At 24.9% G+C, this 14,627-nt stretch carries 13 protein-coding genes; 5 read left to right on the top strand and 8 right to left on the bottom strand.

The window, feature by feature from the left end:
• Positions 1–157: 157 nt before the first annotated feature.
• The 5 genes from BRSU_RS05300 to BRSU_RS05280 are packed head-to-tail and all read left to right on the top strand — an operon-like array spanning position 158 to position 4,803.
• A complete protein-coding gene (locus BRSU_RS05300) occupies positions 158–658 on the top strand; it encodes a chemotaxis protein CheX (RefSeq protein ID WP_008726787.1) in 501 nt (166 codons plus the stop codon).
• Between the two features lie 9 nt (positions 659–667).
• A complete protein-coding gene (locus BRSU_RS05295; RefSeq protein WP_048594243.1) occupies positions 668–1,342 on the top strand; it encodes a peptidoglycan recognition protein family protein in 675 nt (224 codons plus the stop codon).
• Positions 1,343–1,366: 24 nt separating this feature from the next.
• A complete protein-coding gene (locus BRSU_RS05290) occupies positions 1,367–2,758 on the top strand; it encodes a hemolysin family protein (protein ID WP_048594242.1) in 1,392 nt (463 codons plus the stop codon).
• Positions 2,759–2,796: 38 nt separating this feature from the next.
• Positions 2,797–3,966: a CapA family protein gene (locus BRSU_RS05285; RefSeq protein WP_048594241.1), complete on the top strand. Its 1,170-nt coding sequence runs from the start codon at positions 2,797–2,799 to the stop codon at positions 3,964–3,966.
• A 48-nt stretch (positions 3,967–4,014) separates the two neighbouring features.
• Positions 4,015–4,803, top strand: a complete 789-nt coding sequence (locus tag BRSU_RS05280; protein ID WP_048594240.1) for a riboflavin biosynthesis intermediates N-glycosidase — start codon at positions 4,015–4,017, stop codon at positions 4,801–4,803.
• A gap of 14 nt (positions 4,804–4,817) precedes the next feature.
• On the opposite strand, the gene BRSU_RS05275 is transcribed toward BRSU_RS05280, so the two are convergent.
• The 8 genes from BRSU_RS05275 to BRSU_RS05240 form a co-directional block, all read right to left on the bottom strand.
• Entirely contained in the window at positions 4,818–5,921 is a 1,104-nt protein-coding gene (locus tag BRSU_RS05275; protein WP_048594239.1) for an ankyrin repeat domain-containing protein, read from the bottom strand.
• Positions 5,922–5,952: 31 nt separating this feature from the next.
• On the bottom strand, positions 5,953–7,203 hold the full coding sequence (locus tag BRSU_RS05270; protein WP_048594238.1) for a hypothetical protein: 1,251 nt from the start codon (positions 7,201–7,203) through the stop codon (positions 5,953–5,955).
• A gap of 170 nt (positions 7,204–7,373) precedes the next feature.
• Complete coding sequence (locus tag BRSU_RS05265) at positions 7,374–9,068, bottom strand: ankyrin repeat domain-containing protein (protein WP_048594237.1); 1,695 nt, start codon at positions 9,066–9,068, stop codon at positions 7,374–7,376.
• Between the two features lie 133 nt (positions 9,069–9,201).
• Positions 9,202–10,302: an ankyrin repeat domain-containing protein gene (locus BRSU_RS05260; protein ID WP_048594236.1), complete on the bottom strand. Its 1,101-nt coding sequence runs from the start codon at positions 10,300–10,302 to the stop codon at positions 9,202–9,204.
• A 138-nt stretch (positions 10,303–10,440) separates the two neighbouring features.
• Complete coding sequence (locus BRSU_RS05255) at positions 10,441–11,529, bottom strand: ankyrin repeat domain-containing protein (protein ID WP_048594235.1); 1,089 nt, start codon at positions 11,527–11,529, stop codon at positions 10,441–10,443.
• 31 nt (positions 11,530–11,560) lie between these two features.
• Complete coding sequence (locus tag BRSU_RS05250; protein WP_048594234.1) at positions 11,561–12,763, bottom strand: hypothetical protein; 1,203 nt, start codon at positions 12,761–12,763, stop codon at positions 11,561–11,563.
• A 98-nt stretch (positions 12,764–12,861) separates the two neighbouring features.
• A complete protein-coding gene (locus tag BRSU_RS05245) occupies positions 12,862–13,902 on the bottom strand; it encodes an alcohol dehydrogenase (RefSeq protein WP_048594233.1) in 1,041 nt (346 codons plus the stop codon).
• A gap of 101 nt (positions 13,903–14,003) precedes the next feature.
• The gene (locus BRSU_RS05240) at positions 14,004–14,624 is read right to left on the bottom strand and encodes a GNAT family N-acetyltransferase (RefSeq protein ID WP_048594232.1); all 621 of its coding nucleotides are present in this window, start codon (positions 14,622–14,624) and stop codon (positions 14,004–14,006) included.
• Between the last annotated feature and the right edge of the window lie 3 nt (positions 14,625–14,627).

The raw sequence follows: 14,627 nt of genomic DNA, 5'->3' as shown, positions 1-14,627 counted from the left end.
TAATATACACTATGTAAAATATATATAATTTTTTAGTTTTAAATTTGACAATTTCTCTTTTAGTACTATAATTTTAATTAGATTTATTTTTTAATTGAAATAATACTCAATTATGTTATAATTAAAATATAAAAATAAAATTCAAAAGGAAATAAACATGGCTACAACACCTATAAAATTTATGGACGTTAGATTCATCAATCCATTTATTGTATCTTTAGTATCAATATTCAAAGAGATGGCTGGTCTTACAATGGAAAAAGGTACTTTAGTTAAAGGACAAGGCCGTAAACTTTTCTCTGGATATGGTGTTGCTATAGGAATTGTCGGCGATGTTAATGGACAAGTGCTTTATGAATTTCCTGAAAATTTCTCTCAGCTTCTTACTGAAAATCTTACAGATAAAAAACGCGGAGAGTATGATTCTGAAGATGATTTTGAAGATATGATGAGAAGTGTTATCAATGAAATGGGAAACACTATAAGCGGTCTTGCAATTACTAAATTAGCTGAAGAAGGTATAAGCTGCGATATCACTCCTCCTATACTTTATTTTGGAAAAGAAATACAAATAATTCCTAAAAATTTACAAACTATAATTATTCCTTTCCAATCATCACTTGGATTTGTCAGTGTTAATATTGCTATGGATGCATAATAATATTAAATGATAAAAAACATTATTTATATATCAATTATAATATCTTTATTATTATCATGTACTAATACAGTAAATAACAATATTGTACAAACTAATGATATAGTATTAAAGCCAGATATAAGCGATAAATACAAAATCACTCCTAATGCTCTTAGATTACAATTATTATCTGAATATACACAAACACATTATGGAAGCAGACTAATATATTTGGATAATCCTCAAATAATAGTTGTTCATTCTACAGAAACCCCTAATCTCAGTATAGCTGTAAATATATTTAAAAACGACACTTTGATAGGCAGACCTGATATAGAAGCAGGTGGAGAAGTAAATGTAGGAACTCATTTCTTAGTTGATTTTGATGGCACTATATATGCAAATACTCCTATTGAATATATAGCAAGGCATACTGTAGGATTTAATTATACGTCTATAAGTATAGAGAATATAGGATATGCTGATAAATTAACAAAAGAACAGTTGGAAGCTAATGTTAAATTAATAAATTATATAAAAAGCAAATATAAAAGCATAAAATACATAATAGCACATTATGAATATAAAGATAAAACTCTGCCTCATTACTCTCTATATAAAGAATTAAATACTAAATATATAAATCCTGGTAAAAGAGATCCAGGTACTAATTTTATGCAGGAATTAAGAAAAAGAATTTAATAAAAGATATAAGGCATATTATTTATGGAAATACTACTGGTTTATTTATTTGAAATATTTATAATCATTATTCTTATTATGCTCTCAGCATTATTTTCAGGAAGCGAAACAGCATATACTTCCATTGATGATGTTACCTTAATGCGTTTAGTAAGAGAGAAAAAAATAAAAGAAGAAGATAAAAAGTACTGGGAAAAATCAAGTTCTATGATACCTACCCTATTAGTTGGGAATAACATAGTTAATATATCAGCAAGTTCCATTATAACAGTATTTGCCGTAAGGCTTGCTGACATTCTGCCTCATGTATCAACAAATGTGATGGTTACAATATCAACTGCTACAATAACAATACTTATTATTATATTCGGTGAGATACTTCCTAAAGTACTTATGAGAGTTAATGCTGAAAAAGTAATGCCTTATCTTCTATATTTTATGAAGTTTTGTCATTTTATATTCAAGCCTATAACATTTTTGATGGATAAAGTAACAACTTTCATAATGAATTATTTTGTGCCTAAAAAATTGAGGAATGCTGAAAAAAGAAGTGCATTATCAAGTATGGACGATATAACAACAATAATACATTTGGGACATAAAGAAGGTATAATTAAAGAATCTACTCATGAACTTCTTACAGGTGTAATAGATTTCAGAAATAAAACTGTAGAAGAAATAATGACTCCTCGTGTTGATATGGTATGTATAGAAGCTGAAACAGATGTTAATGAAATTATAAAACTTACTGTAGAATCAGGGCTTTCAAGATTTCCTGTTTATGAGGAAACTGTTGATCATATAATAGGGATTTTTCATACTAGGGCTTTATTTAAAGAGTATGTTAAAGGCGGCGGAAAAATGAACAAAATCAAAAAGAAAGCCATTGATTATATAATGCTGCCATACTTCGTACCTGAAACTAAGACTATAAGCAGTTTATTTAATGATATGCAAAAGAAAAAACTTCAAATGGTAATTACTATTGATGAATATGGCGGAACTGCCGGACTTGTTACTATGGAAGATATAATAGAAGAAATAATGGGAGACATAGAAGATGAAAGTGATAAAAGAGAAGCTGATGTAATAAGATTCAAAGGAAAAAGAATTATAATAAATGGAAATGCTCCTATAGAAGATGTTAATAAAACTTTAAAATTAGAATTAGAGCATGAAGAATATCAGACTATAGCGGGATATGTAATCGATATGCTTGATCATATACCTGAAACAAATGAGCGTTTTATACTTAAAGGCTACAGAGTAAGGATAATGAAAGTTGAAGATAGAAGAATAGTTGAGATGGAATTCACTCCTTTAAAATATACAAGAACAAATGAAAGTGATAATTCTGATATGATGCCAGATACATCTGATTTGGAAAAAAATGATTTAGAAATTTTAAATGAATAAGATAATATAAAAAATAATTACTACTTAGGAAAATAATTATGATAAAAAAAATAATCGTTGCTTTATCTTTAATACTATTATATTCATGTGCTGATAATAAGCAGGAAGAAGAAAAAAAGCCTCAACCTCCTCAAAGTATCAAATTAGTATTCACAGGTGATATAATGACGCATCCTACTATTGTAGAGGCATTTCAAAGCAATGATGTTTTAATAGATTTGAAAGATTATTTTCAAGGTGATATTGTATTTGCAAATTTAGAATTTGTTGTTAATACCAATAAACCTCCTATGCCTTATCCTGAATTTAATGGTTCTTTAGATTATTTACAGTATTTCTTTAATTACTTCAATACTTTTTCAATAGCCAATAACCATGCTTATGATCAGGGAGCTCAAGCTGAAGCTGAAACTGTAGCAGAGCTTCATAGAAATGATAAATTAACTTTAGGAGGTTCAACTAATTCCCCTAGCATAGCACCTATCATAACAAATATTAATAACGTGCCGCTTTTTATATCTGCATATACTATGCTTGACAATGGACTAAGTCATAAAACAAATAAAAATGATCATTTCTATTTTATGAATTTCTTTCCTAAACAGGAAGATCTAGTGGAAAAAGTAAAATCTGATTTAGCACTTGCCACAAACAATGAAATAAAAATAATCTCTCTTCATTTCGGATTAGAATATACAACTGCTCCTGAAGAAAAAACAAAAGAAACTGCGAGAGCTTTGATAGAAAATGGAGTTGACATAATAGTAGGGCATCATCCTCATGTACCAAGACCTGTAGAAATTTATGAAGGAACTAATCATAGCGGTATAATAATATATTCATTAGGAAACTTCATTGCAAATCATAAAGGAAGATATCCTCATCTTGATATAGGTACAGTTGTATCATTAGAGATAAATGAAAACAAAGAGATTAATTTTTCTTATGTACCAACTTATTATGCTTTCTTTAGGAAAAATGGTTTTGAAGTAATAATGAAACCTATAAAAGAAGATCCTAACATTAACATGCCTACTCTAGCAAGCAATTATGTATATAACACTTATGATACTAATGCTATAAAAAAAGGTTATGAACTTATACATGATTTTTATTCGCCTCTTACAAATGAGAGTGTAAAAACTATGTTTGCTGATAACATAACTAATAACAGCATTGTATCTAATAATAGTTTAGCACATAATTAATATTTAGAAATATTTTATTTATTTCCTATAAAACTTTTAAGGATTATTATGCAAAATATAATGCCTCCTATATGGTTTGTAAACAGCAGTTATTATAATAAAGTATTTATAAATTATTTTAATAAACTTTCAAATGATGACAAAGAAGAATATAAAAAACTTTTTGAAGAGCCTATAATATTTAAAGGCTTTTATGATAATAACTCGATAAATAAAGATATATTTTCAAATAATAAAGAACAAAAATATTCTTTAGAAAAACTTAGAAAAGATTTTAATTCCGGAAAGAAAATTGACTTCTTATTTTTCTACGGGCATACTAATGATAAAAAAGAAGTTACTAAATCATCATTGAGTCAATGGTATATTAAAGATTTTAAAGAAAATGATTTGGTATTTAATTGTATGGAAAAATATATGATGTATAATAAGGCATTATTATTTGATGATAAAGATATTGCTAATGAAATTTTGAATAATAATCAGCCGAAAGCTATAAAAGAACTTGGAAGAAAAGTTAAGAATTTCAATGATGAATTGTGGGATAAAATGAAATACAAAATAGTATTTACAGGCAATTATTATAAATTTTCACAAAACACTGATTTAAGAAATTTTTTATTAAGTACAAAAAACAAAGTATTAGTTGAAGCAAGTCCCTATGATAAAGTATGGGGAATAAAAATGAAATATGATGATGAGAATATAGAAAATCCTTTTTGCTGGAAAGGAGAAAATTTATTAGGCTTTGCTTTAATGGAAGTAAGAGATGAAATAAAAAGAGTATATAAAAATTATGATTTTGTAGATTGGAGTAAATTTTTATATAAAGATTAAAATAATGAATATTATTATTGTGTAAGAAGCCTTATTATTTCTTCATTTTTTCCGTATTCTCTAGCATAATACAATGCATCATAATTACCTCTTTTTATACTTTTATCAGCACCAGCATCTAAAAGCATTTTTGTCATTTCTAAATTTCCGCTATGACAAGCCCACATTAATGCAGTTTTGCCCTGTTTATTTTGAACATTAAGATCAGCATTATTTTTAATAAGCACTTTCACAGCATTGATATTATTATAAGAAGCTGCTTCTATCAATGCGGTTTTTTCATCATAATTTTTATAATTTACATTTGCACCATTATCAATAAGCTTTTGTAAAAAAACTTCATTAGTAGAATACACTGCAGCAGTTATTAATGGAACATCATAACTAAGCAAAGTTTCTTTATTAAGATTACAAACTTTCAAACTTTTATCCAAAGAATCAGAACCATTTTGAAGCAAAATATCTGCTATATCCTCATGTCCATACATATAAGCATAAATCAAAGCATTTGCATTATAAATATTTCTTTTTTTTATATCAGCTTTATTTTCAATTAATATTTTTACCGTTTCTTTATAGCCTTTCATAGCAGCATACATTAAAGGTGTTTCTTCATTTCCATAATCTCCATCATAAGCTATATTAACATCTGCTTTATTTTTTATTAAGAGTTTTACCATTTCAATATTTTCTTTATTCTCACCGCCTTTGTTTAAAGAAGAAAATAATGCTGTCCTTCCTCTAAATCCCTGATAATCAATATCAGCACCATAACTTAAAAGTAGTTTAACCATTTCCATATTTTTATTATCAACTGCACCTATTAATACGCTATCTCCAAGATCTACATTAGCATTAACATCTGCTTTATATTTCAAAAGAAGCTCAGCCATTTCTATATTATTACGTATAACTGCAAGCGATAACAATGTAAATCCCTCATAATTACGATTGTTTACATAATCATTATATTTCTTAAGAATATTTTCAGCTTCTTTAACATTACCTTCATTAACATAATCTATTAATTTTTCAGAAACTTTGCTTTTATTATTATCATTATTTTGAGCGTATAAGTATAGACTAAATAAAAATAAAATAAATATTAACTTTTTCATAATTCATAAACCTCTTTAAATTATTAAACTTTTATTTATCTTTTAAAAATACCATTATCATAGGAGCTATAAAAGAAAAAATAAATGAGTAAATACCATAAACATAAATAAAACTGTATATTTTATTATTCCCAATTATAACATCATTTATATTGATATTGTTTTTTAATATCTTTATTATAGACTTTATATTTTGTATTATAATATATACTAAATTAACAGCTATTATTATATTAAGAACTGTAATAGAAATTTCATTTATTTTATTTTCTGAAATAATTACTCTGTATATGCTTGCTCCTAATACTAATATATTAAATAATAATGCTATTATTGGAAATATTATATACATTGCTTTTGTTATGATTCCAGCTTTATAATCAGCTCTTATAAAGTATAAAGTAATAATAGATAAAATTAATAATACATTATAAATTATAAAAGACTTAGTATTGTCAAAAGGTCTTATAGGTTCATATAGTAAGGCAAAAAATGAAACAAATATTAAAAATGAATATAAAAATAATAATCCTCGAGAAATATATATTGATAAAACAGTTTTAAATCTCTTTTGCACAAAGAAAAATATAAACGGTATTAAAGTAGATAAATATACAATAAAAATCAAAATCAGTTTTAAGGCTAAGGTATTTCCATGTTCTTCAGAAAAAACAGATAACATTAAACCAAAAAATAAAAATACCATAAATGCCAAAAATTCTAGCGATTCTACTAATTCTAGCAATTTAATAATTAAGAATAATATTATTGCTAATAAAATTTCTGATGCTACAGAAAACAGTATTATATCTCCTAATTTAGTAAAACTATTATATGTATTATTCTTTATATTAAAATTGTTATCAGATAAAACTATTATAATAAAAAAGATTATAGAAGATAATATACTTTTATTAATCATTATATTAGATTTAAAAAATTCAAGCATAGCAGGTATTTCATCTTTTAATGGTGCTGAAGTAAATATGCCAAGCAAAAATAAAAGTAAAAATGACAAAAATATTATTAGTATTGTTCTTTTATTAATATTTTCTAAATTACTATCTATAATAAATAAAAATGAATAAGAAAAAAAGTAAAATACTTGATAATAAAAACTATTAATAATAATTGTTGAATAGAAATTGTCAGCATTATGATCAATATCATATAATAATATTTGTATACTTATAGGAAGAGAAGATATTATTATTATGGTAAATACTAATATATGATATAATCTTTTTTTACTGCTCAAATTCATAAGCTTATTTTCAGACATTTTTCATAACCCCTTATAGGTATTTTTTATTAATACTAAGAAATTGATTATAATTTATAATTGTAAATTGTTAAAATAGTTATATTTTATAAATTATATATACTAAAAATTTTTAAACAGAAAATAAAAAAGTGCATACATATATAATGCATACACTTTTTTATTATTTATTAATAACTAAGATAATGTTCTAAATCGCTTGGATTAGTCATGTGATGAAGTGCTGAACTATCATCTCTAGCTGAAGCAATATCAATGGCTGTTTTTCCTTCTTTGTTTTTAATATTATAATCAGCCCCCATATTTACAAGAACTCCCACAATAGAATAATTATAACTTGCAGCTGCAATCATTAATGGAGTATTTCCTTCCTTATTCTTTTTATTTATATCAGCACCATTTTTTATCATATAATAACAAAGATCTGCTACACCGCCGTACTTGTTGGCATTTACTAAATATGTTAAAGGAGTATCCCCTGTTGCTGAACATATAGCATTTAAATCAGGCTTTAAATCAATAATATTTTTAGCTAAACCAATATTACGATACTTAATTGCTATTATTAAAGGAGTATATCCATATCCATCTTCTAAATTTATATCAGCACCTTTCTCTAATAAAAATTTCACCATTTCTTTATCATTTCTAGCAGCAGCTAAATTAAGAGGTGTAATATTATCATATTGTTTATTTAAATCGGTATCATCTTTTATAAGTTTTTCTAATGCTTTCATATCTCCTTTTGATACAGCATTCATTAATTCATCATATCCAGCTATATTGTTTGAATCTTCGCTTGATAATAATTTTTCTATTTCATAATATTTTTGATCTTTTGCTAATGTTATAGCTTGTTCTTTAGTTGTATTAGTATTAAGATTAAAAACATCATTATCTATTAATAATTTAGCTATATCATAATTACCATAATCAATAGCTGGACCTATATAATCATCGCTTGAGTTTAAATTGGCACCTTCATCAATTAAAAGTTTAGCTATTTCTATATTGCCATTTTCAGCTGCTACTTTCATAGGAGAGTTAATCCAAAGTCCATCTGCAAATATTTGAGCATTTACATCTTGTCCTATAGATATTAAATATTTAACTATTTCTATATTATTTTCTTCTATGGCATCAGGAATTAAGCTTGATTCCAAATCAATATCTCCGCTTTCTACAAGTATTTTAAGCATATCAAGATTATTGTTGTCAATAGCAATATCTGTTAAATAATAAGTATATTCAAAACCATAATCTCTGCCTGCATCAAGTCCTTCATCAATTAAGATTTTACTCATTTCAACATTATTATTTTCAACAGCATAATAAAGCATATCAATACCGTCTTCTGTTTCCATATCATTTGCTCTGGCATTAACATCTGCACCTTCTTTTATAAGTTCTTTTGCCAAATCATTATATCCGAATTGTACCGCCAAAAACAAAGGAGTAGAATCTTTATTTACTTTATATATATATTTATCACTAAAATTTGTATATTCAGTGATTTTTCCTTCTAGTCCTTCCTCTGCTAATAATTTTGATATTTCATATATTGGTGCTTTATATTTATGTTCATTAAGTATTTCATCTATTTTGCTATATCCTGTAGGCATAGGATCTAACTCTGTACCTTGAATATATTCATTAGTATATTTAGTTTTATTAATATCATTATTTTCATTAACATTGATATCAATATCTGTATTATTATTATTTGTAGTTGTTGGATTGATATATACTTGTTCATTTGTTTGAGTATTTTGTTCTGATTGATTTGTTTCTTTGTTTTCGCCTCCGCATGAAATTATAGCAATCATTAAAATAATGCTTGCAATTATAGAAATAAAATTTTTCATAGTAAACCCTCTGTATGTATTGTTGTTTTATATAATAAATTATAATTATCAAAATTTCAATTATGTAATATTTCAAGAATAAAAAAGTGCATACATATAATGCATACACTTTTTAGAATTAAGATTCTAACTATTATTCAAGAAGTCTTATTAACTCTCTGTTTTTTCCTTTTATTTTGGCATAGTATAATGCATCTTTTTTCTCATTACTTTTTATTCTTTTATTAGCACCAGCATCTAAAAGCATTTTTGCTATTTCTAAATTTCCGTTCATACAAGCATTAATCAATGCAGTTATACCATATCTATTTTTCAGATTCACATCAGCATTATTTTTGAGAAGCACTTTTACAGCACCTGCATCATTAACTGAAGCTGCCACCATTAATGCAGTATTGTCATCAAAAGCTCTGCAATTTACATCTGCACCATTATCAATTAACTTCTGTAAAAACGCATCATCATCTAAATGTATTATTGCAGTAACTAATGGAATACTCATACTAAGGAAAGTTCTTTGATTAAGATCGCAGCTTTCCAAAGTTTTATCTAAAGAATCAGAACCATTTTGAAGTAAAATATCTACTATATCTTTATGCCCGAACATATAAGCATAAAGCAAAGCATTCGCATTATTTCTATTTCTTTTATTAACATCAGCTTTATTTGCGATCAAAATTTTTACCGTTTCTTTATAGCCTTTCATAGCAGCATACATTAAAGGTGTTTCTTCATTTCCATCGAATCCATGATATAATATATTAACATCAGCTTTATTTGCAATTAAAAATTTTACCATTTCAATATTTTCTTTAGTATAATAATCTAAAGCATAAAATAATGCATTACCTTCTAAATCGCATTTTTGATTAATATCAGCACCATAACTTAAAAGTAGTTTAACCATTTCTATATTTTTATGATAAATAACTGATAGTATTAACGCACTCATTCCTTCGTATGACGGAGCATTAACATCTGCTTTATATTTTAAAAGAAGCTTAGTCATTTCCATATTATCATTCGTAACTGCATACGCTAATAATGTATAATTTTCATCATAATAATGATTTAAATCAACATTATATTTTTTTATAATATTTTCAGTTTCTTTGATATTGCCTTTGTTTACATAATCTTTTAATTGTTTATAAACTTCACTTTCATCAGAAGTTTGACTGTATAAACATAGGCTAAATAAAAACACACTAAATAATATAAGCAATTTTTTCATAATAGTACCATCCATATGTATTGTTATTTTAACATATCATAAATTAGAATAATTAAAATTTCAATTATGAAATATTATTAGAATAAAAAAAGTGCATACATATAAAAAATATGCATGCACTTTTTATAAAGATTATAACTATTTTGTAAGTAATTTTATTATTTCTTCATTTTTTCCGTATTCTCTAGCATAATACAATGCATCATGATTACCTCTTTTTATACTTTTATCAGCACCAGCATCTAAAAGCATTTTTGTCATCTCTAAATTTCCGTTACGACAAGCCTTCATCAATGCTGTCATGTCATAGTAATCTTGAACATTTACATTGGCATTATTTTTAAGAAGTACTTTTACAGCATTAATATTATTATAAGAAGCTGCTTCTGTTAATGCTGTTTTCTTATCATAATTTTTATAATTTACATCTGCACCATTATCAATAAGATTTTGTAAAAAAACTTCATTGGTAGAATACTCTGCTGCATTTATTAATCTATAACTAAATAAAGTTTCTTTATTAAGAAGCTTACAACCTTTCAAACTTTTATCCAAAGAATCAGAACCATTTTGAAGTAAAATATCTGCTATATCCTCATGTCCATACATATAAGAATAAATCAAAGCATTGGCTTTATGAATATTTTTTTTATTTATATCGGCTTTATTTTCAATTAATATTTTTGCTGTTTCTTTATAGCCTTTCATAGCAGCATACATTAAAGGTGTTTTTTCATTTCCATAATCTCCATCATAAGCTATATTAACATCTGCTTTATTTTTTATTAATAGTTTTACCATTTCAATATTTTCTTTTCTATTATATTCTAAAGCACAAAATAATGCAGTTCTTCCTCTAAAGCCCTGATAATCAATATCAGCACCATGACTTAAAAGTAGTTTAACCATTTCCATATTATTATTATCAACTGCAAGTATCAATGCTGTATCTCCATCACCTACTACAGTATTAACATCTGCCTTATATTTCAAAAAAAGCTCAGCCATTTCTATATTATTATCCATAACTGCAATCGATAATAATGTAAAATCTTCATAATCAAGATTATTAATATTGACATTATGTTGTTTAAGAATATTTTCAGCTTCTCTAATATTGCCTTCATTCACATATTCTCTTAATCTTTCATAAGCTTTACTTTTATTATCAGTTTGACTATATAAATACAGACTAAATAAAAATAAAATAAATATTAGCTTTTTCATAATTCATAAACCTCTTTAAATTATTAAACTTTTATTTATCTTTTAAAAATACCATTATAATTGGAGCTATAAAAGAAAAAATAAATGAGTAGATACCATAAATATAAATAAAACTGTATATTTTATTATTTCCAATCACTGCCTCATTTATATTAATATTATTTTTAAATATCTTTATTATAGACTTTATATTTTGTATTATGATATATATTAAATTAACAATTATTATCGCATTAAGAACTGCAATAGAAATTTCATTTATTTTATTTTCAGAAATAATTACTCTGTATATGCTTGCCCACAATACCAATATATTAAATAAAAATGCCAGTATAGGAAATATTATATACATTGCTTTTGTTATGACTCCAGCTTTATAGTCAGCTCTTATAAAGTATAAAGTAAGAACAGATAAAATTAATAATGCATTATAAATTATAAAAGACTTAGTATTGTCAAAAGGTCTTATAGGTTCATATAGTAATGCAAAAAATAAAGCAAATATTAAAAATGAATATAAAAATAATAATCCTCGAGAAATATATATTGATAAAACAGTTTTAAATCTCTTTTGCACAAAGAAAAATATAAAAGGTATTATAGAAATAACAAATATAATAGACATAAAAAGAAGTTTTTCAATTAACGATTCAAAATCAGCTGCTATATCAGTTCTAAAAATAAATTTATCATATAAAAAAGCAATAAATACCCAAAATACAAATGCAATAATTTCAGCTATTGTAGAAAATACAATTATATCTCCTAGCTTAGTAAAACTATTATATGTATTATTTTTCATGTTAAAATTATTATCAGCTAAAAGTATTATAATAAAAAACATTATAGAAGCTAATATACTTTTATTAATCATTATATTAGACATAAAAAAATTAAGCATATCAGGTATTGAATCTTTTAATGGTGCTGAAGTAAATATGCTAAGTAAAAATAAAAGTAAAAATGATAAAAATGTTATTAGTATTGTTCTTTTATTAACATTTTCAAAATTGCTGTTTACACTAAATAAAAATGAATAACAAAAAAAGTAAAATATTTGAAAATAAAAACTATTAAAAATCATATTGTAAATTAATTTTTCAAGATCGTATGTAGTATCAAATAATAATGTATATACATTTGCTGGAATAGAAGAAATTATTATTAATGCAAATACTAATATAAAATATATTATTTTTTTACTGTTTGAATTAATTAACTTATTTTCAGACATTTTTTATAACCCCTTATAGGTATTTTTTATTAATACTTGAAAATGGATTATAACTTATAATTAGAAATTGTAAAGTATTTGCATATTAATATAATTATTTAATTGGAATGTACGGCTATTTTTATACAATTATCTTTTTTATTATCAAAAATATCATATCCTTTTAATATATCATCTAATTTTATTCTATGAGTTATAAGAAAATCAGTATTCAATTTTCCTTCTGATATTAACTTTAAAATTTCATCACTATGAACAGCATCTACTCCACCTGTTTTGAATATCAAATTTTTTCCATACATTATATTTAAAGGCAGTATTTGAGGCTTTTCATACATAGCAACTAAAGCTACAACAGAATTAGGTCTTGCAATCTTCCAAGCTAATTCAAATGTATTTTCTCCTCCTGCAGCTTCTATAGTGCTGTCAGAAAGTCTGCCGTTATTCATATCTTTTATATATTCTTCTATATTTTTAACTTTATTAGGATTAATAAAAAAATCTGCTAATTTATTTTCTTTTGCAATATTCAATCTATCTTCATTTATATCAATAGCTATTATTTTTTCAGCACCGAAAACTCTTGCACTCATCATAGCACAAAGCCCAACAGGTCCTGAACCTATTACAGCAACAGTATCATTATTTTTTATTTCACAAAGCTCAGCACCGAAATATCCACTGGCTAAAATATCACCCACAAATAATGCATTATCATAAGTTACATTTTCAGGAAGTATATTTAATGCCATATCAGCATAAGGAACTCTCACATATTCAGCCTGACATCCATTTATACGGCAGCCTATTTCCCAGCCTCCTTTTTCGCAATTATTTATAAAACCATTCTTACAATAATAACATTCACCGCAGAAAGTTATACAGTTTGCTGAAACTCTGTAGCCTTTCTTTAATTTTTTTACATCGCTTCCTACTTCTATAACTTCACCTACAAATTCATGTCCAAGAACTATATTTTCTTTTGCTCTTGGTACTGCTCCGTTTATTATATGAAAATCGCTTGTGCATATACTAGATAATGTAACTTTTACTATAGCATCTTTACTATCTATAATTTTTGGATTTTCTATTTCCTTTAATTCTATTTTTTTATTTCCTAAATATACTAAGCCTTTCATATTTACTTCCTAATTCATTTTTATTTATAAAATATCTAATAATTTAATAATATACTCTTATAAAACTTTTACAATAATATTTTATCATAAACAATAAGAAATTATAATTCTTTGTCATATAAATAAAAATCTATATCAAATTTACTTGTAAATGGTATTGAAAAATGTTTTTCTTTCTTTTTATGCATTTCAAAATGTTCATAAAATTTATAATTACAATAAGTATCAGTATATAAATAAAAATCGTTAATATTATTTTCTTTCAAATAATCACTAAATTGCTGAAAAAGTGCTTTTCCTATACCAAGTCCTTGAGAATCTTTGCTTACTGCAAAAAATGAAAGTTCAGCATCATAATTTTTGTTAGCTTGTTTGTATAGATTATTATTTATTGATTTTATTTTTTTATATACTAATAAAGAAATTATACCTTCAATATTTTTTGAAATTTTAGATTTTATTTTTTTTATTTTATTTTCGTATATATTATTTGTTTCTGAATTTATTATTTTACCTATTAAAAAACCAACAGGTATATTATCTTTTAATACTATTTTAGCAAATGAAGCAGTATTAAGAAATGAGTATAAATTTAATTCAGCTATTAGTTTGGCATTTTTTTCTGATAATATATCATCGAATCCCCAAACTTTTATTACAATATCAGTTAAAAAGGGCAGGTCATTTTCTGTATATTCTCTGCAAATAATTTCATCACTCATAAT

Source organism: Brachyspira suanatina (assembly GCF_001049755.1).
GTDB classification, from domain to species: Bacteria; Spirochaetota; Brachyspiria; order Brachyspirales; family Brachyspiraceae; genus Brachyspira; species Brachyspira suanatina.
The sequence above is the reverse complement of the archived record's forward strand: the minus strand, read 5'-3'. Positions and strand labels throughout refer to the sequence as shown.

Bases quoted from the DNA above. Each gene is read 5' to 3' on its own strand.
- BRSU_RS05300 (WP_008726787.1), top strand. From the start codon at position 158: ATGGCTACAACACCTATAAAATTTATGGACGTTAGATTCATCAATCCA.
- BRSU_RS05295 (WP_048594243.1), top strand. From the start codon at position 668: ATGATAAAAAACATTATTTATATATCAATTATAATATCTTTATTATTA.
- BRSU_RS05290 (WP_048594242.1), top strand. From the start codon at position 1,367: ATGGAAATACTACTGGTTTATTTATTTGAAATATTTATAATCATTATT.
- BRSU_RS05285 (WP_048594241.1), top strand. From the start codon at position 2,797: ATGATAAAAAAAATAATCGTTGCTTTATCTTTAATACTATTATATTCA.
- BRSU_RS05280 (WP_048594240.1), top strand. From the start codon at position 4,015: ATGCAAAATATAATGCCTCCTATATGGTTTGTAAACAGCAGTTATTAT.
- BRSU_RS05275 (WP_048594239.1), bottom strand. From the start codon at position 5,921: ATGAAAAAGTTAATATTTATTTTATTTTTATTTAGTCTATACTTATAC.
- BRSU_RS05270 (WP_048594238.1), bottom strand. From the start codon at position 7,203: ATGTCTGAAAATAAGCTTATGAATTTGAGCAGTAAAAAAAGATTATAT.
- BRSU_RS05265 (WP_048594237.1), bottom strand. From the start codon at position 9,068: ATGAAAAATTTTATTTCTATAATTGCAAGCATTATTTTAATGATTGCT.
- BRSU_RS05260 (WP_048594236.1), bottom strand. From the start codon at position 10,302: ATGAAAAAATTGCTTATATTATTTAGTGTGTTTTTATTTAGCCTATGT.
- BRSU_RS05255 (WP_048594235.1), bottom strand. From the start codon at position 11,529: ATGAAAAAGCTAATATTTATTTTATTTTTATTTAGTCTGTATTTATAT.
- BRSU_RS05250 (WP_048594234.1), bottom strand. From the start codon at position 12,763: ATGTCTGAAAATAAGTTAATTAATTCAAACAGTAAAAAAATAATATAT.
- BRSU_RS05245 (WP_048594233.1), bottom strand. From the start codon at position 13,902: ATGAAAGGCTTAGTATATTTAGGAAATAAAAAAATAGAATTAAAGGAA.
- BRSU_RS05240 (WP_048594232.1), bottom strand. From the start codon at position 14,624: ATGAGTGATGAAATTATTTGCAGAGAATATACAGAAAATGACCTGCCC.